The sequence below is a fragment of the Salinicola lusitanus genome, from assembly GCF_038648475.1.
Classification (GTDB): Bacteria; Pseudomonadota; Gammaproteobacteria; order Pseudomonadales; family Halomonadaceae; genus Salinicola; species Salinicola lusitanus.
Window position 1 is genome coordinate 1,888,848 of sequence record NZ_CP151919.1, and the last position, 24,998, is coordinate 1,913,845.

22 protein-coding genes and 1 CRISPR repeat array (1 of these 23 only partly in view) are annotated in these 24,998 nt (G+C 65.2%); of the genes, 11 read left to right on the plus strand and 11 right to left on the minus strand.

Going from position 1 to position 24,998, the window contains the following annotated elements; all coding sequences use genetic code 11:
• Positions 1–9 precede the first annotated feature (9 nt).
• From pxpB to AAGT95_RS08755, 3 genes are read left to right on the plus strand one after another with little or no spacing between them, the layout of a single operon-like run.
• Complete coding sequence (gene pxpB / locus AAGT95_RS08745) at positions 10–747, plus strand: 5-oxoprolinase subunit PxpB (protein WP_342596233.1); 738 nt, start codon at positions 10–12, stop codon at positions 745–747.
• Positions 744–1,754, plus strand: coding sequence for a biotin-dependent carboxyltransferase family protein (locus tag AAGT95_RS08750; protein ID WP_342596234.1), 1,011 nt, complete (start codon positions 744–746; stop codon positions 1,752–1,754). The genes pxpB and AAGT95_RS08750 overlap by 4 nt, the downstream gene beginning before the upstream one ends.
• A gap of 57 nt (positions 1,755–1,811) precedes the next feature.
• Positions 1,812–2,489 carry a GntR family transcriptional regulator gene (locus tag AAGT95_RS08755; RefSeq protein WP_342596235.1) on the plus strand — a complete coding sequence of 226 codons (678 nt, stop codon included), beginning with the start codon at positions 1,812–1,814 and terminating at the stop codon, positions 2,487–2,489.
• A 27-nt stretch (positions 2,490–2,516) separates the two neighbouring features.
• On the opposite strand, the gene AAGT95_RS08760 is transcribed toward AAGT95_RS08755, so the two are convergent.
• Together AAGT95_RS08760 and AAGT95_RS08765 are read right to left on the minus strand one after the other, a co-directional pair.
• A complete protein-coding gene (locus AAGT95_RS08760) occupies positions 2,517–3,770 on the minus strand; it encodes a Zn-dependent hydrolase (RefSeq protein ID WP_342596236.1) in 1,254 nt (417 codons plus the stop codon).
• Positions 3,767–4,750 carry a hydroxyacid dehydrogenase gene (locus AAGT95_RS08765; RefSeq protein ID WP_342596237.1) on the minus strand — a complete coding sequence of 328 codons (984 nt, stop codon included), beginning with the start codon at positions 4,748–4,750 and terminating at the stop codon, positions 3,767–3,769. Before AAGT95_RS08765 ends, AAGT95_RS08760 begins: the two co-directional genes overlap by 4 nt.
• Before the next feature lie 200 nt (positions 4,751–4,950).
• Between AAGT95_RS08765 and AAGT95_RS08770 the strand changes: the two genes are divergently transcribed.
• Both AAGT95_RS08770 and AAGT95_RS08775 read left to right on the plus strand, forming a co-directional pair.
• Positions 4,951–5,757 carry a LamB/YcsF family protein gene (locus AAGT95_RS08770; protein ID WP_110597541.1) on the plus strand — a complete coding sequence of 269 codons (807 nt, stop codon included), beginning with the start codon at positions 4,951–4,953 and terminating at the stop codon, positions 5,755–5,757.
• The gene (locus AAGT95_RS08775; protein WP_110597540.1) at positions 5,754–6,956 is read left to right on the plus strand and encodes a pyridoxal phosphate-dependent aminotransferase; all 1,203 of its coding nucleotides are present in this window, start codon (positions 5,754–5,756) and stop codon (positions 6,954–6,956) included. Before AAGT95_RS08770 ends, AAGT95_RS08775 begins: the two co-directional genes overlap by 4 nt.
• A 144-nt stretch (positions 6,957–7,100) precedes the next feature.
• On the opposite strand, the gene AAGT95_RS08780 is transcribed toward AAGT95_RS08775, so the two are convergent.
• From AAGT95_RS08780 to AAGT95_RS08820, 9 genes are all read right to left on the minus strand, one after another.
• On the minus strand, positions 7,101–8,045 hold the full coding sequence (locus AAGT95_RS08780; RefSeq protein ID WP_342596238.1) for an efflux RND transporter periplasmic adaptor subunit: 945 nt from the start codon (positions 8,043–8,045) through the stop codon (positions 7,101–7,103).
• 13 nt (positions 8,046–8,058) lie between these two features.
• Positions 8,059–8,274, minus strand: a complete 216-nt coding sequence (locus AAGT95_RS08785; RefSeq protein ID WP_110709866.1) for a DUF1656 domain-containing protein — start codon at positions 8,272–8,274, stop codon at positions 8,059–8,061.
• Positions 8,264–10,351, minus strand: coding sequence for an FUSC family protein (locus AAGT95_RS08790; RefSeq protein ID WP_342596239.1), 2,088 nt, complete (start codon positions 10,349–10,351; stop codon positions 8,264–8,266). Before AAGT95_RS08790 ends, AAGT95_RS08785 begins: the two co-directional genes overlap by 11 nt.
• A 394-nt stretch (positions 10,352–10,745) precedes the next feature.
• A complete protein-coding gene (locus AAGT95_RS08795) occupies positions 10,746–11,381 on the minus strand; it encodes an OmpW/AlkL family protein (protein WP_110597536.1) in 636 nt (211 codons plus the stop codon).
• A gap of 234 nt (positions 11,382–11,615) precedes the next feature.
• Complete coding sequence (locus AAGT95_RS08800; protein WP_342596240.1) at positions 11,616–12,869, minus strand: winged helix-turn-helix domain-containing protein; 1,254 nt, start codon at positions 12,867–12,869, stop codon at positions 11,616–11,618.
• Positions 12,870–12,972: 103 nt separating this feature from the next.
• Entirely contained in the window at positions 12,973–14,034 is a 1,062-nt protein-coding gene (locus AAGT95_RS08805; RefSeq protein ID WP_342596241.1) for a metal ABC transporter solute-binding protein, Zn/Mn family, read from the minus strand.
• 40 nt (positions 14,035–14,074) lie between these two features.
• A complete protein-coding gene (locus AAGT95_RS08810) occupies positions 14,075–14,959 on the minus strand; it encodes a metal ABC transporter permease (protein WP_110597533.1) in 885 nt (294 codons plus the stop codon).
• On the minus strand, positions 14,956–15,678 hold the full coding sequence (locus tag AAGT95_RS08815) for a metal ABC transporter ATP-binding protein (RefSeq protein ID WP_342596242.1): 723 nt from the start codon (positions 15,676–15,678) through the stop codon (positions 14,956–14,958). Before AAGT95_RS08815 ends, AAGT95_RS08810 begins: the two co-directional genes overlap by 4 nt.
• Positions 15,678–15,824 carry a hypothetical protein gene (locus tag AAGT95_RS08820; protein ID WP_167404608.1) on the minus strand — a complete coding sequence of 49 codons (147 nt, stop codon included), beginning with the start codon at positions 15,822–15,824 and terminating at the stop codon, positions 15,678–15,680. Before AAGT95_RS08820 ends, AAGT95_RS08815 begins: the two co-directional genes overlap by 1 nt.
• A 173-nt stretch (positions 15,825–15,997) precedes the next feature.
• Here AAGT95_RS08820 and cas1f point away from each other — a divergent pair, with 173 nt between their 5' ends.
• Genes cas1f through cas6f form a run of 6 tightly spaced genes read left to right on the plus strand, consistent with a single transcriptional unit; the run spans position 15,998 to position 24,288 of the window.
• Complete coding sequence (cas1f, locus tag AAGT95_RS08825) at positions 15,998–16,978, plus strand: type I-F CRISPR-associated endonuclease Cas1f (protein WP_342596243.1); 981 nt, start codon at positions 15,998–16,000, stop codon at positions 16,976–16,978.
• On the plus strand, positions 16,975–20,292 hold the full coding sequence (gene cas3f / locus AAGT95_RS08830; RefSeq protein WP_342596244.1) for a type I-F CRISPR-associated helicase Cas3f: 3,318 nt from the start codon (positions 16,975–16,977) through the stop codon (positions 20,290–20,292). The genes cas1f and cas3f overlap by 4 nt, the downstream gene beginning before the upstream one ends.
• 27 nt (positions 20,293–20,319) lie before the next feature.
• A complete protein-coding gene (csy1, locus tag AAGT95_RS08835; protein ID WP_342596245.1) occupies positions 20,320–21,666 on the plus strand; it encodes a type I-F CRISPR-associated protein Csy1 in 1,347 nt (448 codons plus the stop codon).
• A complete protein-coding gene (gene csy2 / locus AAGT95_RS08840; protein WP_342596246.1) occupies positions 21,663–22,655 on the plus strand; it encodes a type I-F CRISPR-associated protein Csy2 in 993 nt (330 codons plus the stop codon). Before csy1 ends, csy2 begins: the two co-directional genes overlap by 4 nt.
• A 19-nt stretch (positions 22,656–22,674) precedes the next feature.
• Positions 22,675–23,712, plus strand: coding sequence for a type I-F CRISPR-associated protein Csy3 (gene csy3, locus AAGT95_RS08845; protein ID WP_342596247.1), 1,038 nt, complete (start codon positions 22,675–22,677; stop codon positions 23,710–23,712).
• A 3-nt stretch (positions 23,713–23,715) separates the two neighbouring features.
• Positions 23,716–24,288, plus strand: a complete 573-nt coding sequence (gene cas6f, locus AAGT95_RS08850; protein WP_342596248.1) for a type I-F CRISPR-associated endoribonuclease Cas6/Csy4 — start codon at positions 23,716–23,718, stop codon at positions 24,286–24,288.
• A 129-nt stretch (positions 24,289–24,417) separates the two neighbouring features.
• A CRISPR array of direct repeats spans positions 24,418–24,998; the repeat unit is 28 nt; unit sequence GTTGGCTGCCGCCCAGGCAGCTCAGAAA; it runs 1,250 nt beyond the window's last position.

Sequence of the window (24,998 nt, forward strand, 5' to 3'; positions counted from 1 at the left end):
AGTGTTCCGATGATGACGCCGACTTATCACATCGTGCCGCTGGCCGATCAGGGCGTACTGATCGATTGCGGCGAGACCATCGACATCGAGGTCAACCGCTGGATAGAAGCCGCCGCCCTGGCCGTACGGGCGGCGGGAATCGCCGGCGTGATCGGCATCGTGCCGACCTACCGTTCGCTGGCGATCGAGTACGACAGTGCGACGATCACCCAGCGCGAGTTGACCGCGCGCCTCGATGCACTGCTGGTGGCACTGAGTGTCGGCCAGCGCCGCAGCCGACGCTGGCGAATTCCGGTCGTCTACGGCGGGGAGTTCGGGATCGATTTCGACGACTTCCGCCGCCGCCACGAGCTCTCGCGCGATGAGCTCATTGCCCGCCATACGGCGCCGGATTACCGCGTGTTCATGATCGGATTCATGCCCGGTTTCGCCTATCTGGGCGGCCTCGACCCGCACCTGCACACGCCGCGTCGCGACTCGCCGCGGACAAGGACGCCGGCCGGCAGCATCAGCGTCGGCGGCCAGCAGACCGCCTTCGCGTCGGTGGAAGCGCCCAGCGGCTGGCATCTGCTCGGTCGCACACCCGTGCGCAACTTCGCGGTCGGGCGAACCCCGCCGATCCTGATCGAGGCCGGCGACTGCGTCCGTTTCGACGCGATCGACGGCGCACGCTTCGAGACGCTCCAGCAGGATCGTGACTGGCTTCCCGACTGGGAGTGGATCGAGAGTGGGGAGGCGAACCCATGAGCACCGCGATGGGGGTTCCGGAACCGGGCGCCGGCGTGGCATTCGTGGTCGAGGCGCCGGGCATGATGACGACGCTGCAGGATGCCGGACGCCTCGGGCAAGGCCATCTCGGGTTGCCGCCCTCGGGAGCGCTCGATGGCATGAGCCTGGGGCAGGCCAATGCCCTGGTCGGGAATGCGCCGAAGCCGGACTGCCAGACGGGCCAGCCCCAGGAGTTCGGCGCGCTGGAGATCACCCTGCTGGGCCCGCGCCTGCGACTCTCGGGCGGCCGCTGCGTGGTCGCGGTGACCGGTGACGCGGAGGTGCTGGTCAACGGCCGGCGCGTCGAGACCTTTCGCGCCCTGGCGCTGGAGGCGGGCGACGAACTGCACGTCCGGCGCGTCCTCTCCGGGGCCAGGGCCTATCTGGCGGTGGGCGGGGGCTTTGCCTCGACGCCGTTTCTCGGCAGCGTGTCGACGCTGGTGCGCGCCGGTGTCGGGGGCTTCGACGGGCGCGCTCTGGAGGCCGGCGACCGGCTGCCCCTGAGCGACCCGGCGGCCGGCATCGAACACGCCGGGCGCGTGGGGGAACGGCATCTGCCGCAGCGGGAGAAACGGCCCGTCCGGGTGGTACTGGGACCGCAGTCGGGCGCCTTCTCCCATGCCGGTATCACCCGCTTCCTGACCGCCGAGTGGACGATCTCGACGCTCGCCGATCGCATGGGCTATCGTCTCCACGGCCCCGAGTTGAAAAGTGCCGCAGGGCACAACATCGTGTCCGATGCGTTGCTGACCGGTAGCGTGCAGATTCCCGGCGACGGCCGGCCGATCATCGCCATGCACGACCGCGGCACCACCGGCGGCTACCCCAAGATCGCCACGGTGATCCGGGCGGATCTGGCTCGGCTCGGGCAGATGAAGCCCGGCGATCGGCTGCGCTTCGAGGCGATCGAGCCCGCCCATGCCGAGACCTTGTGGCGCGGGCGCCAGCGGGCCTTTCGTCGCTATCTGGCGGGACTTGCGACCTGAGTTACGTATACTCGAACATCGACGACGTTTAACCATTCACTGGCAGGGAACGCGGCAATGCAAACGCTGGATATCGACCGCATACTGCAAGGGACGCGCATCCGGAGTCTGTCGGGTCAGGCCTATCAGCAGCTGTTCGAGATGATTCAGCTGGGGCGCCTGCCGGCCGGTACGCTGCTGCAGGAGCGCAACCTGGCCGAAGCGCTCGATATTTCGCGCACGCCGGTGCGCGAGGCGCTGAGCCGGCTCGAGCACGAGGGCTTTGCGGTCCGCGTGGCCAGGGGGCAACTGGCGGTCAAGGCGCCCTCGGTACATGAGTACATGGAGATCCTGCGGGTGCGGGCCCTGCTGGAGGGCGAGTCGGCGGGGCACGCTGCCCAACGCCTCGCCATCGAGGCTATCGATGTCCTGGTGCAGCAGGTGACCACGCTGCTGGAGACATCCGAGGAGGCCCGCACGTCGGAGCAGCTGCACCGTGTCGACGATGCTCTGCACAACGGCATCGCGCTGGCCAGCGACAACCGGCTGCTGGCCCGAATGGTCGCCGACCTGCGCCTCAAGACCCGGGTGTTCGATCTGGCCCAGGTACCCGAGCGCTTCGAGCCCGGCTGCCACGAACACCTGGCCATTCTGGAACAGCTGCGGGCGCGGGACAGCCAAGGGGCGCGGGAGGCGATGGAGGCTCACATCGACAACGTCCGCCGGAGCATCATCAACCGTCTGGCGTACATCTGACCCGAACTGCCACACCGTGGTCGTCGTTCACGCCTGAATCAGCGCCGCTATCACGCGAACCCCCTCGGCAAAATCCGCCAGGCGCATCGCCTCGTCGGGATTGTGGCTGCCGTGCTGGTTGCGCACGAACAGCATCTGCGCCGGTATTCCCGCGTTGGAGAAGGTCGCCGCGTCGTGGCCCGCGCCGCTCGGCAGCAGGCGATGGGCGATGCCGAGCTCCGAGGCCAGCGCCCGACAGCGCTCGGTCAGGGCGGGGCTCATCGGCGCCGGTTGACTGGCGGTGCGCGGGCCCAGGTCGAAGCGGACGCCGCGCTCGTCCGCGATCCGCTCGGCGGTCGCGAACAGGAAGCGCTCCAGATGGCCCAACGTCTCGGGGCTCTCGCTGCGCACGTCGAGACAGAAACCGACCTCTCCGGGAATCTTGCTGAAGGCGTGCTGCGCCGGCGGAGTCGCGATCTGGCCGACGGTCACGGTGGCGCTTCGGCCCTGCGTCTCGAGCGCGGCCCACTCCCGCTCCAGGGCCAGTGCCAGTTCGCAGAAAGCCATCAGGGCATCGTGGCGGTGCGCCCTGGCCACGGCGCCGGAGTGCCCCCACTCGCCGAGACAGCGGGCCTGGCGATAGCGGAAGCTGCCCGCGATCCCGGTGACGATGCCCAGGGCCAGCTCCTCTGTCTCCAGCGTGGGGCCCTGCTCGATGTGAAGCTCCAGCATGGCGTGCAGGGCGCGCTGCCCGAGCCAGCTATGGCCGGCCGACACCGCCTCGGGGTCGCCACCGCAGTCCCGCATGTGATCCCCGAGTGAGCGCCCGGTGTCGGCTCTCGTCACCTCCAGATCCTCGGCACGCAGTTGGCCCAGCGCCGATCGACTGCCGAGGTAGGAAGCGGGGAACCAGGTGCTCTCCTCGGCGCGAAACGCCGCCACGATGATGTCGCGTCGGGGCGTGATGCCCGCGCTCAGCAGCCCGGCGATCGCCGTGAGGCCGGCAACCACACCGGCGGCACCATCGTAGTTGCCGCCCTGGGGGACGGAGTCGAGATGCGAGCCGATCAGCCACGCGGGCAGGCTCCGGTCACGACCACGGCACACCGCGAAGTGGTTGCCGGCGGCGTCGGCATGGGTTTCCAGTCCCAGGGCCTCTGCGGTGTCGACGAACCGTTCGTGAGCGGCTTGCTCGCCGGGGCCGTAGGCATCACGGGTGATGCCGACCTGCTGCGCGTAGGGCGCAGCCAATTCGGTGAACAGCCGCTCGGCCAGGGCGATGTCGGGCGGGATCTCGTTCATGAACTCAACCTGTCGTTCCAGGCAGTGGGATTGAGCATCGGGGTCGGCGCTTCTCCGCGACTGACGTCGATGACGTGTTGGGCGACCGCCCGCGCCGTGCGCGACATGCTGGCAGCGGTGGAGCCGCCGTTGTGGGGCGAGACGACGACATTGTCCAGTGCCAGCAGCGGATGATCGTAGGGCATCGGCTCGACGGCGAAGACATCCAGCCCGGCGCCCGCCAGGCGCTGTGTCGCCAGCGCCTCGGCCAGGGCGATCTCGTCCACCGTGCCGCCACGGCCGGTATTGATCAACAGCGCCGAGGATTTCATCAATGCCAGTTCCCGGCTGCCGATGAGATTCCGGGTCCGTGCGTTGAGGCCGACATGCACCGACACCACGTCGGCGCGTGTCAGTAGCGCCTCCAGCGAATCCATGCGCTCGGCGCCCACCTCGGCCAGGGCGCTGTCCGGGGCGTTGGGCGAATAGGTGATCACGCGCATGCCCAGCCCCGTTGCCATGCGGGCGGCGCGCTGGCCGATATTGCCGAAGCCGACCACGCCGAAGGTGAGCCCGTCGAGTTCGAGCATCGGCACGCTGTATTTGAAGGCGAAGAAGTCGCCTTCCCGCACGGTACGGTCGGCCAGCGGCACTCGCTTGGCCGCGGCGAACATCAGCGAGATGGCCTGTTCCGCCACCGCCTGGGCGTTGCTGCCTGGCGTGTTGGCGACGACGGTGCCATGGTCCGTCGCGGCGGGAATATCGATCGCGTCGACGCCGACACCGTGGACGCCGATCACCTTGAGCCGGGGTGCACCTGCCAGCATGGTGCGGTTGACCGCGGCACTGCGCACGATCAGGGCGTCGGCATCGCCGAGTAGCGCCCCGACCGAACCCGGATCGGCGGCCGGGGCGTCGATGACGCGGATGCCTGCCTGACGCAGTGCGTCGACGCCGTCCTGGTGGATGGGTTGGGCGATCACGCAGGTGAAATCGGTCACGCAAAGCTCCTCGTATTGTTATTGATCGCGTCATGGATAAAGTGTCTCGCCACTCGCCATGGATCTTTTCGTTGGCGATGGCCAGGGGAATACGCGAATTGCATACTATTGGTATACCATGGCGCAAGGCCATACGACACCGCCTTGGTCTCGAGCGATCTTTCAACAACAAATGACGCAACGACTTCAGGAGACACCAGATGAGTACCCGCGTGGACCTCAACTGCGATATGGGCGAGAGCTTTGCCGCCTGGCGCATGGGTGACGACCTCGCCATGCTCGATATCGTCACCACCGCGAACATTGCCTGCGGGTTTCATGCCGGCGACCCGATGGTGATGCACGAGACGCTGACCCAGGCCCGCGAGCGTGGGGTCCAGGTCGGCGCGCATCCGAGCTTCATGGATCTGGTCGGATTCGGACGGCGCCGGATCGAGGGCGAGACCCCGGCGGATCTGGAAAAGCAGTTGATCTATCAGATTGGCGCCATGCGCACCATGGCCGAGGTGGTGGGGCACCCCATCCGCCACGTCAAGACACATGGTTCGCTCGGCAACATGGCGGCCGAGGATCGGCAACTGGCACTGGCCGTCTCCCGGGCGATCGTCGCCGTCGACCCCGCCCTGATCCATCTGGCCATGCCGGGCATGCAGACGTCGCTGACCGCGCAGGAGCTGGGGCTGCAGGTGGGCAACGAGGTCTTCGCCGACCGGGCCTACGCCGACAACGGCAACCTGCTGTCGCGCAAGCTGCCCGGCGCGGTGATTCACGACCCCGACGTCGCTGCCGACCGGGTCCTGCGCATGCTCGAGGAGCAGGCCGTCACCACGGTTTCCGGCAAGCGCATCCCGCTCGAGATCGACAGTATCTGCGTTCATGGCGATACGCCCGGCGCCGTCGAGATGGCAGCCGTGCTGCGTCGGCGCCTCGAGAACGCCGGCGTCGAGATCCGGCCGATGGCCGACATCGTCGCCGCCCGCCAACCGTCGGGAGGTCTCCGTCGATGATTCGATTGGCCGGACGCCTGTCCGTCGTTCGCCCCTCCGCATCCATCGAAATCAGCGGGCGCGCCGCAACGATGCGCGCCGAGGGGATCGATGTGATCTCGCTCTCCCAGGGCGAGCCCGATTTCGAGACGCCAGTCGCCATCCGCGAGGCCGCCAAGGCCGCACTGGATGCGGGGGAGACCCGCTATACCGCCGTCGACGGCACCCCCGCGCTCAAGCAGGCTATCGTCGAGAAATTCCGCCGCGACAACGGCCTGGCGTACCGCACCGATGAGATCAGCGTCGGCGCCGGTGGCAAGCAGGTGATCTTCAACGCGCTGATGGCGCTGGTCGATCCGGGCGACGAAGTGATCTTCGCCGCGCCGCACTGGGTCTCCTATCCGGACATGGTGCGCCTGGCCGGTGGCATGCCGGTGGCGGTCCCTTGTCCGGCGGAGACCGGCTTCAAATTGACGCCGACGCAGCTGCAGGCCGCGATCACCCCGAAAACCCGCGTGCTGATCCTCAACTCACCCGGCAACCCCACCGGGGCCGGTTACACCCGTAGCGAGCTGACCGCGCTGGCGGCGGTGCTGCTGGATCACCCCGATATCGTCGTCCTGACCGACGATATCTACGAGTATCTCGTCTATGACGACTTCGAGTTCTGCACCCTGGCCGAGGTCGAACCGCGGCTGAAGTCGCGCACGCTGACCATCAACGGTGTCTCCAAGGGCCACGCCATGACCGGATGGCGAATCGGCTTCGGCGCCGGTCCGGCAGAGCTGATTCGGGCGATGGCGGTCATGCAGTCGCAGACGACCTCCAACCCGGCCTCGGTTTCCCAGGCGGCGGCGATCGCGGCACTCGCCCAGCCACAGGACGACATTCAGCGGCGCAATACGATATTTGCCGAGCGGCGCACGCGCTGTGCCGAGGCGATCAATGCGGTCGAGGGGCTGGTCTGCCGACTGCCGGAGGGCGCGTTCTATCTGTTCCCGAACTGCGAAGGGCTGCTGGGACGCGAAACGTCAGAGGGGGTGAAGATCGAGGACGACCAGGCGCTGGCGCTCTATCTGCTCGAGTCCGCCCGGGTCGCTGTCGTGCCGGGCAGCGCCTTTGGTCTGCCCGGTCATTTCCGGATCTCCTTCGCCACCGGTACCGAGCCACTGCTCGAAGCGTGTCGCCGGATCGACGAGGCCTGCCAGGCGCTGCACTGACTCGCCATCGTCGGGCGTGGAAAAACGGAAGGGCGGCAGGATGACCTGCCGCCCTTGAACGTTTAGTGATGTGTCGGGATGCTGCCTCGTAGCTCGTAGCTCGTAGCTCGTAGCTCGTAGCTCGTAGCTCGTAGCTTGCGGTGCTCAGATACCGACCAATCCCTCCCACCACTGGCGAATCGGCTTCCACCAGCCGGGGGCGTCTTCGCGCTCGTGCCGGTCGCCGTCGAGATAGACGGTGGCGGTGAGGCCGGCGGAGAGCTTGGTCCCTTCGGGAATGTCGTCGAGTGCGATACGCACCGGGATGCGCTGGGAGAGGCGTACCCAATCGAAGGAGGCGTTGACCGTGGCAAGGCCGTTCTGCTGACTGCTCAGGCTGCTGTCGCTGATGCCGCGGGCGAAGCTGTCCACATGACCCCATACGGGCCGGTCGCTGGAGAGTAGCTGGATCCTGGCGGGCGCGCCGATGTCGATGCGGTCCAGCTTGGTCTCCTCGAAATAGCCCAGCACGTAGAAACTGTGGGCATCGACCAGGGTCATGGCATCCGTTCCCACGGTCACGTACTGGCCCGGGCGCAGCAGCAGGTTGGTGACGTAGCCGTCGACCGGCGCGCGCACGGTGGCGCGCTCCAGGTTCAGCTTGGCCTGATCGACCTCGACCTTGGCCTGCTCGACTGCGGCCTGGGCCGTGGCCAGCGAGAACCGAGCGTTGTCCTTGTCCTCCTGGGAGACGTAGTTCTTCAACCGCTGGCGACGGCTGTTGGCGGCCTGGGCCTCGTCACGCTTCTGCACCAGCTGGTGCAGGTTGGCCTGGGCCTCGTCCAGGGCCAGCCGGTAGCGCTGTTGATCGATGGTGAACAGCACGTCGCCTTTCGCCACCCGCTGGTTGTCGTGTACCTCGAGACTGTCGACGAGCCCGGCGACATCGGTGCCGAGATTGACGACGTCGGCACGGACCCGACCGTCGCGGGTCCACGGGTCGTGCATGTAGTGATTCCAGAGCTGGGCGACGGCGACGATCGCCGCGACGACCAGGGCGAGGGTCAGCAGCAGCCGCACAGTCTTGCGGAGTCCGGTAGGCCAGTTCATCAAGGTCTTTTCCTCATCCAGCGATCGGTAGCGAGCCCGTCAGGGCCAGCACCGACCACAACAGCAAAGCGTAGATCGCGATATCCGCGAGCACCGGTTGCCAGAACCAGTGATAGAGCCCCAGGCGCACGAAGAGACGCCGGAGAACCAGGTAGAGCCCCAGCGCCACCAGAACCGGAACGGCCAGCGGCGGCATCAGAAATCCCAGGAAGGACCATTCAGCCAGCATGTCGCGACTCTCCGGTAGTGGCCGCCATCGAGACGTCTGCCGTCTCGGCGTTGGCGCGGGCTTCGAGGGTCACGCCCGGCGCCTCGCGCATCAGGTGGCCCAGCATGGCGATCTCCCCGATGCTGGCGATCGGCAGGTGGGTCTCGTGATAGAGCCGCTCGACCCAGGCGATGGCCTCGTCGGCCAGGCTTTGCCAGACGGCGGGGTCGTGGCGTTCGCGGGCGATCAGTCGTGCGCCGATGCCCGCGAGCCAGGCTTCGATCTCGGCACGGTGGGGGCCGAGGGCGCCGCGCAGACGGCGGATGCGCCATACGCACAGCGCCATGGCATGGAGGTCGATGGCTTCGCGCAGGGCTTGGTCGCTGCCGCCGAGGGCGACCAGCCGGCCCAGCCGGTCGTAGAGGCGACTCTCCAGGCGGGGACGGTTGGGCAGTGATTTCTCCCGCATCAGCCGACTCAGGCCGCGCCAGTAGGTGGCCATCAGGATGCGGATGCGCTCGTCCGGCGAGCGCTGGCGCAGCAGGGAGTAGGTGAACATGGCGCAGAGGGTGCCGATGATCGAGGCCAGCCCGCCGTTGATGTAGCGCGCCGGGGCGAAAGTGTAGGTGGAGTTGAGGTTGAGCAGCGTCATCATGGTGATGGCGCCGGCCAGCCCGATCGCCGACCAGCGCGGATGAGGGGTCAGCAGCGTGCCGATGGTCACCGGTATTGCCACCGCCAGCGCCAGCAGCGGGAAACCGTTGATCACCGGCAGCACCAGGAACAGCAGCACGCCGCCGAAGATCACCGCGGCGATCGAGCCCCACAGGAACTGATAGACCACCGCCGCGGGATCGGGCGCCTTGGCGAACAGCATGGTGAAGACGCCCAGCAGCATCATGGCGAGATAGCCGGAGTGCCAGCCGCTGTGGATCCAGAACAGGCCCAGCAGCTCGAAGGCGACGAACACGCGGAAGGCGTTGAAGCGGGCCACGAAGTGCTCGTTGTGGGTGGTTCGCGAGCGGCGCTCGCGGGGTAGCGTCTCGATCCGCGACGAGGCCGGGTCGTCGAGCGCGTGGCGCAATCGCCGGCCGTGCTGGAGCAGCCCCAGCACCTCGCCCAGACGCTGGCGCACCAGCTCGGCGCGGGCACGGCTGCGTGGCTCGACCGTGGTGTCGTCCCAGTCGAAGTCGGCCAGCACCAGGCGTTCGCTGGGTTCGCCATCCGGCGCCGACTCGATCGTCTCGAGCAGCGGGACCGCCGCCGTTGCGAGTTGGTTCAGCCAGCGTTCGCCGTCGTCGCAGGCGCGCAGGTAATCGAGCGCCGTCTGCAGTTCCCGCACGGCGGTGAGCAGGGCCAGACCATCGGCGGCAAAGCGATCCAGCGCGGGAATGAAATGGCTGAGCCGGCGGGTCTCGAGGCGCGTCAATCCTCGCAACTTCTCGAACTGCTGATAGGTCGCCAGCAGCGCCTTGAGCCCGTCGTCCCGCTGCGCCCGTGAGCGCGGGGCGTCCAGCGAGGCCAGCGTTTCCCGGGCGCTCAGCGAGAGGAAGGATGACAGCGCGCCGGGCAGCGCGCGGCTGCCGAAGCGCGGCGCGATGACCACGTGCATCAGCAGTCCGCAGCCGATCCCCAGCGCCGTCTCGGTGAAGCGTGCCAGCGCGATCGTCCAGATCTGGTCGACGCCGGTACCGATCGCCGTCAGCGAGACCAGGGTCGCGGTATAGCCGCTGAGCATCATCACGTAGCCGAGATACTCGTCCTGCTCGAGCATCACCCAGTACATGCAGAAGGCGAGCCAGCCGCCGGAGAACAGCAGATAGAGCATGGGCTGCTGGCCGAACAGGGCGATCAGCGCCAGCCCGACGACCGCCCCGAACAGGGTGCCGAAAAGCCGTGCGACGCTGCGCCCGATGATGATCCCGAGCGGAGGCGTGCCGCCGGTGAACATGACCGGCTGCAGGGTCACGATCATCACCGCCAGGATCGCCCAGGCGGGTTGGTAGAGATCGAGGCGCATGGCCAGGAACAACGCTAGCCAGACGGCCAGCACCGTTCTCAACGCCAGTAGCCAGTGATCGGCAGGAATTCGAATCATGAATGACCAACGCCCATGGGTGCGCTCACCCATGGGTCATTATTGAAGCGGAGTAAAAGTTAGGCTGCGAATGATCACATTCTCTTCGCCGCAAGTCTACAGTTTTGGGCAAAAATCGCTGAGGAGGTGTTAACCCACTCGGTGAGTGAAGGCGGGACCAGGCAACATCGAATGGGAGAAGGACCGGGCTGACGCTCCAGTTTGCGCTGGAGGAAATGCGCAGTCTGAGGCGGGCGCCGAGTTCGGGCTCGCGTGCGAGGCCGATTCCAACGCCCTATTGTCGAGCGCAGGCTTTTGCCAGCCACCTCTCGAGGGACGAAACCGGGAGGCGAGCCCTATGCCTGGCCACCGGGCGGTGGCCAGGGAGGATCCGAGCGTGTGGCGGCGGTTCGCTTCAGAAGCGGTAGCCGATGCCGCCCATGACCACGACGGGGTCGATATGGACCGTGGTGTCGTAGGACTCGCCGCCGATCGTGGCGGTGGTGTCGGAGTCGATATCCAGGTACCAGGCCGCCGCATTCAACGACCAGTGGTCATCGATCAGCAGGTCGATGCCCAGTTGCGCCGCGGCGCCCCAGGAGTCATCCATCTTCAGACTGCCGCCGTCGACCTTCTCGTCGGAGAAGTGGGTGTAGTTCAGGCCGGCGCCGACATAGGGCTGAACCCGGGCATCGGTGCCGCCGAGTGGGTAGTACTGCAGCGTCAGGGTCGGCGGCAGATGTTTGGTGGAGCCCATCTGGGTGCCATCCAGATTGATGTCGTGCTTGAAACGTTGGGCGGCCAGCAGTTCGACGCCCCAGTTGTCGAGGAAGCGATAACCGAGCGTGAAGGCGAAGCCGCTTTCGTCGTCGACGTCGATCTTGTCGACGCCGATGGCATCGAAGTCACCGTTGTCGCTCTTGGGCGAGACCTTGGCGATACCGAAGTGGGTGAACCAGTCGCCGGCACCGTAAGCGAAGGCGCTGCTGGCGCCGAGCGATGTCGCTACCGCCAGTCCGGCGATGCTCAAGCGGCGTAGGATCGTGTTCATGAGTGGCGTTCCCTTGATGGCCCTTGGTGTACTCGCCGCGACCGGTTCGGGTCGTGGCATCGGGATCAGGCTACGACCGAATAACCACAAAAAGAATGTGGTTATTGGTCGCAGAAGTATTCTTAGGGAAACGGGAAACGGGAAACGGGAAACGGGAAACGGGAAACGGGAAACGGGAAACGGGAAACGGGAAACGGGAGGCAGGAAAAGGAAAGAGCCGGCGCCTTGCCGGCTTCAGAGATGGCGCCGCCGCTGCGACTCTACCGGCCAGTGGTTGGAGAGCCTCTGAGCCAGCGGGCGTTCGCAGGCGAGATGGATGCGCGGCAGCCCCAGCCACGTTGCCAGTTGCTCGAACTGCTGCGCCAGGGCGGCGAGTTGCGCCTCCCCGAAGCGGACCTCCGGCTCCGGGTGGAGCGCGAGAACCGTCAGTTCGCCCTCGGCACGACGAGCGCGGAGATCGATGCGGCCGACGAGCCGGTCGCCGTGGAGAAAGGGCATGACGTAGTAGCCGTAGACGCGCTTGCGAGGCGGTACGTAGAACTCGAGGCGATAGTGGAACCCGAACAGCCGCTCGGTTCGTTCGCGGTACCAGACGAGCGAGTCGAACGGTGACAGCAGGGCAGCGGCTTCGATGCGCCTCGGCACGCTGGGGTCGCCGAGCAGATAGCCGGGCTGGCGCCAGCCCTGCACCGCGACCGGCGTCAAGGTGCCGTCCTCAACCAGGGTCTCGAGCGCGGCGCGGGTATCGTTCGGTGCCAGCCGATAATAGTCGCGCAGGTCTTTCTCGGTGGCCACCCCCAGGGCGGCGGCGGACTGGGCCAGTAGTTGGCGATGGGCTTCGAGCAGGTCGGGCTCGGGCCGGTTCAGCACCGCCGCCGGCAGCACCCGCTCGGGGAGATCGTAGAGCCGTTCGAAGCCCCGGCGGCGGGCAACGGTGACCTCGCCGGCGGCGAACAGCCACTCCAGCGCTTGTTTCTCCTCGCTCCAGTCCCACCACGGGCCGGACGGCCCTTCCCGCGTGTTCAGCGCCCCCGCCCCCAGTGGCCCCTGCTCGCGCACGCTGGCCAGCACGCGCTCGATCACGTCGCGCCGCTCCCGCCCGAATCTCGCCAGGTGCTTGTAGATGCCGATGCCGTCCTGGGCGCGGCGCATGCGCCAGCGCATCGCCGGATAGAGCGAGAGCGGCAGCAGCGAGGCTTCGTGGCCCCAGTACTCGAACAACGACCGATGGCGATTGCGGCTCCAGGCCGCCTCGTCGAGCAGTGCCGTCGGATACGGGCCGAGCCGCGACAGAACGGGCAGGTAGTGGGAGCGTGCGAGGGCGTTGACGGAGTCGATCTGCAACACGCCAAGGCGACTCAGCAGGCGGTTGAGATGGCCGCGGTTGACGGTTTCGGGGGAGGAGGCGCTGAATCCCTGGGCCTTCAGGGCGAGCCGCCGGGCCTGGGCAAGAGAGAGATGACGGTGGGGGGCAGTCACTGGCGGCATGAAAACGACACTGTCTCGGCGATGGTTCGAGAAGCAGTGTCGTTCAGGTGGCCTTGATTGACCAGTGCGAGAAACGGCCGGCGGTGCCGCCGGCCTCGCCGCGTCAGTCGTTGGTCGTCAACGCCTCGATCAGCGTGTCGACGTTGTGCTGGAACATCCCGAGGTAGGTGCTGCCTTCGCCATCGGGTGTCAGCGCGTCGGCATACAGCGTGCCGCCGATGGCGATGCCGGTCTCTTCGTGCAACTGGTTGATCAGCGCCGGGTTGCTCATGTTCTCCAGGAACAGTGCCTTGGCGTGACTGCTCTCGATCTGCTGCGTCAACTGGGCCATGTCGCTGGCGCTGGGTTCGGCCAGGGTATTGATACCCACCGGCGAGAGCAGCTCGAGACCGTAAGCGTCGGCAAAGTAGCCGAAGGCGTCGTGGCTGGTGATGATCAGGCGATTCTGCTCAGGAATCTGCGCCATGCGCTGCTTGGTCTCGGTGTCCAGCGCTTCCATCTTCTCGATGTACTGCTTGGCGTTGGCGCGGTAGTCGTCGGCATGATCCGGATCCGCCTTCACCAGCGCATCGCGGATGTTGCGGGCGTACTGCTCGCCGTTCTCGAGATCCTGCCAGGCGTGCGGATCGACATCGCCATGGTGGTGGTGACCTTCCTCACCGCCATTCGCGGCCTGATCATGTTCGTCGTGGTCGTGGTCGTGGTCGTGGTCGTGGTCGTGGTCGTGGTCGTGGTCGTGGTCGTGGTCATCATGATCGTGACCATGGTCCTCGCCCTCATCCTCGTCGCCATGACCCTCGAACGGCCGCGTCTTGACGCCGTCGCTGGCGACCACGATGTCGCCCTGATATTCGCTGGCGTCGATCAGGCGATCGATCCAGCCTTCGAGCTGCAGGCCGTTGACCACGATCAGGTCAGCGTCGGCCAGCGACTGCGCGTCAGAGGGCTTGGGCGAGAACGCGTGCACGTCGCCATCCGGGCCGACCAGCGAGGTGACCGAGACGTGATCGGCACCGATGGTCTCGACCATGTCGTCGAGGATGCTGAAGCTGGTGACGACCTTGAGCGGCTCCGCCTGGGCATAGATCGGTGACAGGGCGGCGACGCTCAGACCGCCGGCGATGAGGCCCTTGAGCAGCGTGGAAGCGATGGATTGACGTGACATCTTGAATTCCTCGAGTGAAGTTGAACGATGGAGTGCCGAGTCAGCCGTGGGCGTCCGGCGGCAGCATGGGCTGGACGCGCCGACGCCAGCGGGCAAAGACGCTGTGGTACCGCCCGAACAGCGCGGAAAACAGATAGATGACGCCAGCGAGCAGAATGATGCAGGGACCGGAGGGCAGGCCGGCGTGATAGGAGAGCAGCAGGCCTCCCACGCTCGAGATCATGCCGATGGCGATCGCCAGCCCCATCAGGCCTTCGAGGCGTTTCGACCAGAAGCGCGCCGCGGTGGCCGGCAGCATCATCAGGCCGACCGCCATCAGCGTCCCCAGCGTCTGGAAGCCGGCCGTCAGATTGAGCACCATCAAGCCCAGGAACAGGCCATGCACGGCCCCGCCGCGAATGCCCTGGCCGCGCAGGAACAGCGGGTCGAGGCACTCCACCACCAGGATGCGGAAGATCGCGGCGAGCACGATCAGGGTCAGGCTCGACACGCTGACGATCAGCCACAGCGCGGTACTGTCCACCGCCAGGATCGAGCCGAACAGCACGTGGGTCAGATCGACGCTGCTGCCGCGCATCGAGATCAACATCACCCCGGCGGCGAGCGAGATCAGGTAGAAGCTGGCGATGGCGGAGTCTTCGCGATGGCCGGTCAGGCGCGACACGCTGCCCGCCAGCCCTGCCACCAGCAGCCCCGCGATCAGGCCGCCAAAGCTCATCGCCGGCAGCGAGAACCCGGCCAGCAGGAAACCCACCGCCACGCCCGGCAACACGGCGTGGGCCATGGCGTCGCCGACCAGGCTCATGCCGCGCAGGGTGAGGAAAACCCCCAGTGGCGGAGCGACCAGCGACAGCGCCAAGCCGGCCACCAGCGCGCGGCGCATGAAACCGAAATCGATTAACGGAGAGAACAGCCAGTCGATCATATCAGCGTCTCCGCCGTGGAGGAGGCGTCGCCGACCCGGGCGGGCGTCGACCAGGTGCCATGCCCGCGCTCCAGGTGCAGGATCCGGTCGGCCAGCCGGGTCATCTGATCGTGATCGTGCAGCACGATGATGATCGCCGCGCCCTTGGCCGCCATGTCCTGCAATACCTCGATCAGCACCTCGACGGTGGCGGCATCGACATTGGCGAACGGCTCGTCCAGCAGCAGCAGTTGGGCTTCCTGCATCAAGGTACGGCCCAGCAGGGCGCGCTGGCGCTGGCCGCCGGACAGCTCGCCCAGCGGGCGATGTTCGAACGCCTGCAGGCCCAGGCGCTGCATCACCGCCTGGCCGCGGCGGTACTCCGCCGGGCCGTAGCGCTTGAAACTGCCGTGGGTCGGCCAGCAGCCGCTCATCACCAGCTCCTCGACGCTCATCGGGAAGGTCAGATCCAGCGCCAGCTGCTGCGGCAGCCAGGCGCGCCGGGCGTTGGGTACCCGACAGTGAACTCGACCGCTGACGGGGCGCAGCTCGCCCATGATCCCCTGGACCAGCGTACTCTTGCCGGCGCCGTTGGCGCCCACCAGCGCGGTGATGGTGCCGGCCTCGAAATGACCGTCGATACCCTCCAGCACCATGCGGTTGCCCTGCGCCAGCGATAACGATTCCAGCGTCAGCAGGGTGTTGGGCTCATCCTGCGCCTCTGTTCTCCACTGCCCCATCAACCGAACACCCCGGCAGCCCAGCCCGCGACGAGCCACAGCACAGCCAGCGGCAACAGCGCCAGCAACACGCGCCGCCCGGCGCCCAGCGACATCAACGAAAAATGGCACGGCCCATCGGGGCGGTGCCGGTGACGGTGTGACATGACGATCTCCTGAAACGGAGGCAAAGGTTATAACATAACAAATGATGTGGAAAGGGGAGATTGTGAACGACGCGATCTTGTAGGAGATCGCTGACAGTCCTTTGGTTGGACTTGTGGTGCCGCAGCATCTGCGTTACCAACGGTTACGGGACGAACCGGTAGGTAACGAAGCGATGGAAGATCTATCTTCAAGCGATCTCAAAACGATCCTGCACTCCAAGCGTGCCAATCTCTACTACCTCCAGCACTGCCGGGTACTGGTCAACGGCGGCCGCGTGGAGTATGTCACCGACGAGGGCAAGCGCTCGGCCTACTGGAACATCCCCATCGCCAACACCACCTCGCTGCTGCTGGGTACCGGCACCTCGATTACCCAGGCGGCGATGCGCGAGCTGGCCAAGGCGGGCGTTCTGGTCGGCTTCTGCGGTGGCGGCGGCACGCCGCTGTTCTCCGCCAACGAAGTCGATGTCGAGGTCGCCTGGTTCAACCCACATAGCGAGTACCGCCCCACCGAGTACTTACAACAGTGGGTGCGTTTCTGGTTCGACGATGCGCTGAGGCTAGAGGCGGCACGCAGCTTTCAGCGTGCGCGCCTGACCCAGGTCGAACGGCACTGGCTTGACTCACGCTTTCAACGCGATACCGATTTCAAGCCCAGCGCAGCCGAGTTGAAGGCACTGCTAGAGGGCAGCCGCAGCGCCATCGACCAAGCAGCGGACACCACCGCACTGCTGACGGAAGAAGCCCGGCTGACCAAGCAGCTGTTCCGGCTCGCCACCCAGGCGGTCGGCTATGGCGAATTCGTGCGCGCCAAGAAAGGTAGCGGTGTCGACCCCGCCAACCGTTTTCTCGATCACGGCAACTACCTCGCCTACGGACTGGGCGCCACTGCTAGCTGGGTGCTGGGATTACCCCACGGTCTGGCGGTGCTCCACGGCAAGACCCGACGCGGCGGCCTGGTGTTCGACATCGCCGACCTGATCAAGGATGCGGTCATTCTGCCGCAGGCGTTCATCTCCGCTAGCCGTGGCGACGAAGAGCAGGCATTCCGCCAGGCCTGCATCGAACGGCTCACCCGCGTCGAGGCACTGGACACGCTGATCGAGTTGGTGCAAGGCGTTGCCGAGCGGCTGGACGGGGAAGCGCGGCGATGAACGTGCTGATCGTCTCCCAGTGCCGCAAGAACGCCCTCAAGGAGACCCGCCGGGTTCTCGACCAGTTCGCCGAGCGCCGCGGCGAGCGCACCTGGCAGACAGCGATCACCAAAGCCGGACTCGACACGCTGAGAAAGCTGCTGCGCCAGACAGCGCGCAAGAATACCGCCGTCGCCTGCCACTGGATTCGCGGCCACGACCACAGCGAGCTGCTATGGATCGTCGGTGACGCCTCGTCATTCAATGACCGCGGCGCCACGCCGACCAATACCACCAAGCGCAATGTGCTGCGGGGCGAGGATGAGAACGACTGGCACTCGCTGCGTCAGATACATCTTCTAGCCTCGATGGCTGCACTGTTCCACGACCTGGGCAAGGCCACCGACGCCTTCCAGATGCGCCTCTCCGGAAAGTTGGAGGGGCGCAACCGTTATCGCCATGAGTGGGTATCGCTGCGGTTGCTCGAGGCCTTCGTCGGTGACGATAGCGATGCCGAGTGGCTGGCGCGGCTACATCAGCCAACAGCCGAAGACGACGCCTGCTGGCTGACGCACCTCAGAAGAGATGGGCTAGATATCCCCGCGGCAGGCGAATCTCCCTTCGCACGCTTACCTCCACTCGCCGCCGCCATCGGCTGGCTGATCGTCAGCCACCACCGCCTGCCGGCGCTACCCGCCGAAAACGACGACGGCTCCCAGAAGTGGGTGGGGGCCAAGTCGATACTCAATGCCAGTAGTCTTCCAGCTCTGCCGGAGGCCATTTCGGCCACCTGGAACGAATGCGTCGAGCCCGCGGATGCCAGCGAGCTGGCGCCATGGTGGCGGTTTTCTCACGGCCTGCCGATCACGGACAAACCATGGCGAGAGCGGGCGCAACGCTTGGCCCGGCAACTAGGCGAGCTGCATTGGCAGACGCCACCGCTGGAATCGCCCTATGTCATGCATCTGGCCCGGCTCGCCTTGATGCTCGCGGACCATCACTACTCGAGCCTCGTCGATGTTGGGCGACTCAGCGGGCCTTGGAACGAGGCGCTCCATGCCAATACCACCGTTGACCAGGGCAAGCGCGAGCGCTGCCAGCCGCTGACCGAGCATCTGCTGGGCGTGACGCGCGCCACCGGAGAGATCGTTCACTCACTGCCGGATATCGCCACGGCACTACCGCGAATCGCACGCCACAAAGGGTTCAAGGCGCGCAGCCGTGACGCCCGCTTTCGCTGGCAGGACAAGGCCTTCGATCTTGCCTCCGGCCTACGCGACATGGGCCAGGAACAGGGCTTTTTCGGCATCAACATGGCGTCCACCGGCTGCGGCAAGACCATCGCTAACGGTCGCATCCTGTATGCGCTGGCCAACCCGGAGAGCGGCGCGCGCTTCTCGATCGCGCTTGGCCTGCGTACGTTGACCCTGCAGACCGGACAGGCTTACTGCGAAAGGCTCGGGCTCGGCAGCGATGAACTGGCCATCCGCGTGGGCGGCAGCGCCAGCCGCGCGATGTTCGCATATCAGCAGAGCACCGGCGGCTCTGAGTCCCGCGCCGAGCTGCTCGATGATCAGGGGCACGTGCTGTTCGAAGGCGATATGGATGCCCACCGCGTACTGGGTAAGGCTGTCGTCGATCCGCAGGCACGGGCGCTGATCCAGGCGCCAGTGCTGGTCTGTACGATCGATCACCTGATGCCGGCTACCGAGAGTCTGCGTGGTGGCGGACAGATTGCGCCGATGCTGCGGCTGATGAGCGGCGATCTGGTGCTCGACGAGCCGGACGACTTCGATATCGATGATCTGCCCGCGCTGACACGGCTGGTCTATTGGACCGGCCTGCTGGGCTCTCGCGTGTTGCTCTCTTCCGCGACACTACCTTCGGCGCTGGTGCGCGGCCTGTTCGACGCTTACCAGGAAGGGCGCGCCGACTACCAGCGGCATCGCGGCATGCCCCATGCGCCGGTCGCTCCCATCTGTGCCTGGTTCGATGAGCATGGCTGCACGCACCAGGGCTGCGCCGATGGGGGCGACTTCGATAGTGCCCACGCGGCTTTCGCCTGCAAGCGCGCTGCCCGGCTCGCTAAGCTCGACCCACTGCGACGCGGCACGCTCGTACCTATTTCAGCGCCTTCCAAGCATCCGGACGCCATTCATGAGGCAGTGGCGCAGACGATCCTTACAGAAGCCCTCGCCCTGCATGATCGGCACCACTCGCGTGATACGCACAGCGGCAAGCGCGTCAGCTTCGGCCTGGTGCGCATGGCCAATATCGAGCCGCTGGTCGCGGTGGCACAGGCCATCTATCGCGCTGAGATTCCCGAGGGCACCCAGATTCACCTGTGTGTCTATCACTCGCAATTTCCGCTGCTGCTGCGCTCACGCCTGGAAGCCCGGCTCGACCGGGCGCTGGACCGCCGCGACCCGGCTGCAGTGTTCGAACTGGCCGACATTCGCCGGCGACTCGTCGGTGACACCGACGATCACCTGTTTGTCGTGCTGGGCTCACCGGTGACTGAAGTCGGCCGGGATCACGATTTCGACTGGGCCGTGGTCGAACCCTCCTCCATGCGCTCGATCATCCAGCTCGCCGGGCGCGTGCGGCGCCACCGGCCCGAGCCAGTCGAGATACCCAATATTGCCCTGCTGGAAACCAACGTGAAGCATCTGAAGGGCGAACGACCCGCTTTTCGCCGGCCAGGCTTCGAAAACAATGATTGGCCGCTGACTAAGCATCGACTGCCTACGCTGCTGCGCGATGAGGAAGTCGCCGCCATCGACTCGCGCCCGCGCTTACTGCCGGCCGAGCCCCTCGAGCCCACCAGCAAGCTGGTCGATCTCGAACACGCGCGGCTCACGATGCTGATGGTGGAGGGCGCCGAACCACCCGGCCAGCGACGCACGCGTCGGCGCAAGCCGATCCACCTGGGCGCCTATCTGTTCTACCGGCCAACGGCGATGTCACTGAGCGCCGTGGCGATCCAGCAGCAGCCTTTCCGGGAAGACAACGTGCCGGATGCCGAATTCGTGCTGCGTCCCGACGAGACCGAAGAGGATTACGGCTTTTGGCGTGTGGGTCAGGAAGGCCAGGAGGCGACGCTGACCCCGGTTGAATCCGAGCTGGACCGTCTACCGGACGAGGCGCTGCACAACCCGCGCGTATCACCTTGGAACGAACCGGACTACCTGGCGACCTTGAGTGAACAAGCCGAGGCCATGGACATGACGCTCGAGCAATGCGCGATGCGTTTCGGCCGCATTCGCCTGAAACCGGATCGGGCCCCGCAGGGTTGGCACTTTCATCCGGCGCTAGGGTTTGTGAGGAAAAAATAACCGTTCACGCTACCAATGAGGGGGAATATGTCAGAACCGATGAATAGTCCACCGTCGACGCTTGAGTCAGTCATTCGCGGATTCATCTACAACCGTTTTCTGACCAAGACGGAAAAGCTCGCGCCGGACGACCCCGTTTATCTCAAACTGCAGCAGCAGTTCGATCCGCAGGCCTGGCTTTCCGACGCCGCGCGTCGCGTCAGTCAGCTTCAGGTCGTCACCCACTCGCTCAAGGCGATTCATCCCGACGCCAAGGGCACCAATCTCTATGTAGAGCCCGCTCAGCTAAAGCGCCGCGAACTGGTGGGGAGCCACTGCCTGCCGGCTGACTTCGAAGGCGATGTCGTAGGTAACGCAGCCGCTTTGGATGTCTACAAGTTCCTCAAGCTGAGATGGGAAGAACACTCGTTACTAGAGCTAGCGCTCGATGGCGACGAGGCACTGATCGAGGCCTTGAGTCCAGATCGGGCGGAAGCAGAAAGCTGGGTAAGCGCCTTCGCGGATATCGTCGAGCCAAAAGGGACGCCGAGTTCCCATGCGCGTGGCAAGCAGGTCTATTGGCTGGTGGGCGATAATCCTGCCAGTGACGAAGACTATCGCTTGTTGGCACCTCTATATGCGACAGCGCTCACCCATCCGGTTCATGCACGACTGAGCGAGGCACGTTTCGGGGACCACGCCAAGGCAGGTCGTAAGGCACGACGCGAAGACGCCATTTTTCAGGGTGGCTATGCCGACTACCTGAATCTCTCGGTTCAAAAGCTTGGCGGTACCAAACCCCAGAACATCTCCCAGCTCAATAGCGAGCGTGGCGGCCAAAATTACCTGCTCGCCTCCCTTCCCCCCAACTGGCAGTCACGCGAGATCTACGCGCCGATGCGTGATCCGTTCAAGGCGTTCAAAGGGCGCCCGGAAGTTCGGCGCACGCTCAATGAACTGAAGCACTTTCTCGAATCCGACCCCACCGCCAACATGCAGACGCGTGATTTACGCGATGACCTGACCGCCATGCTGGTCGATGAGCTGATGCTGTTCACTTTCGACATGCACTTGCTCCCACCGGGCTGGACCACTGAAGCGCGCTGCGAACTCGCACCGGAAGAGCAGTACTGGCTCGACCCCGGGCGGGCCGAGCAGGACGCGGAATTCGCCGAGGCGCGACGCCAATCCAATTGGCACGACGAGATCAGCGCGCGTGCTGCGCTCTGGCTCAATCGCGAGCTGGGACAAAAAAGCCCGCTGCAGTTCGGCGATATCGAGCATGAGCATTGGAAAGGTCGGTTCGACAACGTTTTGAAACGCTTCCGCCGCCAGCTCGACGACCTGCAGGATGCGCTGCGTGATGACGAGGAAGACACAGGAGAGCTGACATGATCGATTCCATCTCGCATCTCCTGGTTCTGCCCCGACTTCGCATCCAGAACGCCAACGCCATCTCCAGCTCGATGACCTGGGGCTTCCCCGCCATGAGCGCCTTCATGGGCGCCATCCAGGCGCTGGAGCGCAACCTTCCCGACGATATCCGGATTGTCTTCGATGGTGTCGGCGTGGTGTGCCACCACATCGAGCCGCAGGTCACCGAGGGCGGATTTACCCGAGCGTTTCACCTCACGCGCAATCCCGTGGACAAGTCCGGCGCCACGGCAGCCATCGTCGAGGAAGGACGCGCGCACCTAGACGTGACCCTGCTTATCGGCATCGAGTCCGATGGCGACGATCTGAGTAATACCGAGCGTCGTCGGGCCATTGCCCGCCAACTGTTCGATCAGGTGCGGAGCATGCGAATCGCCGGTGGCAGCGTCATGCCGCCTCTCAGCGAGGCAAAACGGCAGCGCCCTGAGCTGATCACCTTCGATGACAACGAAGAAGAACGCAGCAAACAGTGGCGACGCCTCAAGCGACGGCTACTGCCTGGCTTTGCGTTGGTGCTGCGAGATGACTATCTGGCCGAACACACGAAAACACTCGAGGCCGACGACGACAGCGCGACGGCTCTGGATGCCTGGCTCGATCTCTGCCGGCTCAATCATGAATGCCGAATCGAGACACATGAGGACAAGGAGGGCCAGAAAAAAGAAGTGGCTCACTGGGAGATTCGTCGTCCCTATCCCGGCTGGCTGGTGCCCATCCCGGTCGGCTATGGCGCTATCTCCGAGCTATTCGATCCCGGCGAGGTCACCAATGCGCGTGATTCGCGGATGCCGTTCCAATTCGTCGAGAGCCTCTATTCGATCGGCGAGTGGGTCAGCCCGCATCGGCTGCGCACCCCGGACGCGCTGTTGTGGTTCGTCGACAACGATCTCGAACGTGGCGTTTACCGCCTCACCAACGATTACAGCCTGACCCATTCCGAAGCAGACTGATCATCAAGGAGAATCCATCATGGCCAAGAACGACGCTCTAAAAACCGCTTCCGTCCTCGCCTTCGAGCGCAAGCTCGACCCCTCCGATGCCCTGTTCAGTGCCGGCAACTGGGACAAGCGCGACCAATTTACCGCCTGGCCCTGCATCCCGGTCACGGAAAAGTCCGTGCGTGGCACCATCTCCAACCGCCTGAAGACCAAGGATCAGGACCCGCTCAAGCTCGATGCCGCCATCGAAAACCCCAACCTGCAGACCGTAGACGTCGCCGCGCTGCCCCACGACGCCGATACCCTGGCGGTACATTTCACGCTGCGCGTGCTGGCCGGCGCCGGTACCCCCTCAGCCTGCAATAGTGCCGACTATCAAGCCAAGCTGAAGCAGGCTGTCGAGGGCTACGTCAGCGAGCACGGCTTCAGCGAACTGGCCCATCGCTACGCCTGCAACCTCGCCAACGGCCGCTTCCTGTGGCGCAATCGCCTCAAGGCCGAGGCGCTCGAAGTGACGGTACGCCAGACTAAGGCCGGGGAAACTGAACAGGCATGGACCTTCGACAATGCTCTCGACCGCTCGACCCGTGATTTCAACGGCGACGAGCAGACCCGCGCGCTAGGGGAGGTAATCGCCAGTGCCTTGGCCGGCGAGCAGTATCTACTGCTGGACGTGGTCGCCTTTGCCCGTATCGGTGCCGGTCAGGAAGTCTTCCCATCGCAGGAGCTGATCCTAGACCGCACCCGTGGCGACAAGAGCAAGACGCTTTACAGCATCGGGGATGACAAAAGCGCCGCCATTCACTCCCAGAAGATCGGCAACGCCCTGCGTACCATCGACACCTGGTACCCAGCACCAGAGGACGGCAGCGACTTGGGGCCGATCGCCGTCGAGCCCTACGGCTCGGTAACCACCCAGGGAACGGCCTACCGCCAGCCGAAGCAGAAAGTGGACTTCTACAACCTGCTCGACAACTGGCTGCTCAAGGATCAGGTGCCGGCGACCGAGCAGCAGCACTTCGTGATGGCGACCCTGATCCGTGGCGGCGTCTTCGGCGACGCGGGGTGAACCATGGACCACTATATCGACCTGCGACTGCGACCCGATCCGGACTTTCCGCCCGCGATGTTGATGGGCGCGCTCTACGGCCGACTGCATCGCGCGCTGTTCGACCTGGACGCGAACGATATCGGCGTGAGCTTCCCGGATCACAAAACCGGTGTGAAGGCACGCACGCCGGGCGACCGGCTACGTCTGCATGGAACACAACAGAGTCTGGCGCAACTCATGACGCAACCCTGGCTCGCCGGCATGCGCGAACTCGTGGAAATCGCGGAAACCCTACCGGTGCCCGACGACGCGCTTCATCGCGTGGTCAGGCGCCGACAGTTCAAGACCGGCAATGATAGCCAGGTAAAGCGCTATGCACGGCGTCATGCCATCGATCTTGAGGAGGCGCAAGCCAAGTTCGCACACACCAACGGGCCACGCATCCCCTTGCCCTTCGTGTCACTCAGCAGTCGATCCAGCCAGCAACGCTTTGCGCTGTTCATCGAGCATGGCGAACCGCAGCCGACACCGATCAGTGGTCACTTCAACCACTACGGCCTGAGCCAGGAGGCGACCGTACCCTGGTTCTTTTGACCCTTTTTTCGAGCGTTTTTATAGCGCTCGGAAAAACAAGGGTTTAGCGACGCCTCCGCAAAAAGGGAGGCGTCGCGTTTTATGGCTATTGCTCTTTAACAATCAGGGTATTAGCTTGGAAAAGCTCTAGTTGGCTGCCGCCCAGGCAGCTCAGAAATACCACATCAACGGCACCGGCAAGGTGGTCGTGTTGGCTGCCGCCCAGGCAGCTCAGAAACTGCTCATTGTCTTCACCAGGCCGTCATCCTAGTTGGCTGCCGCCCAGGCAGCTCAGAAAGGATGTCTACGGTGAGCAATGCGCAGCTTGATGTTGGCTGCCGCCCAGGCAGCTCAGAAAAGCATGCCAGCAGACTTCGCCGCGCCTTTGGCGTTGGCTGCCGCCCAGGCAGCTCAGAAATCGAGCGTCGCGTTTCCAACGGATCGGCTCAGGTTGGCTGCCGCCCAGGCAGCTCAGAAAGTCCGGAAAGGAATCCAGCCAAACGTCATCCTGTTGGCTGCCGCCCAGGCAGCTCAGAAAAACTCGTCGAGATCCAACTGATCGTCGGTGTAGTTGGCTGCCGCCCAGGCAGCTCAGAAAAGCTCGGCGCGGCGGGCCGCCGTGTGGTCATCGTTGGCTGCCGCCCAGGCAGCTCAGAAATTTCCATCATCCGGGGGTGCCTCAGAGTGTCCGTTGGCTGCCGCCCAGGCAGCTCAGAAATGATCCATCGGAC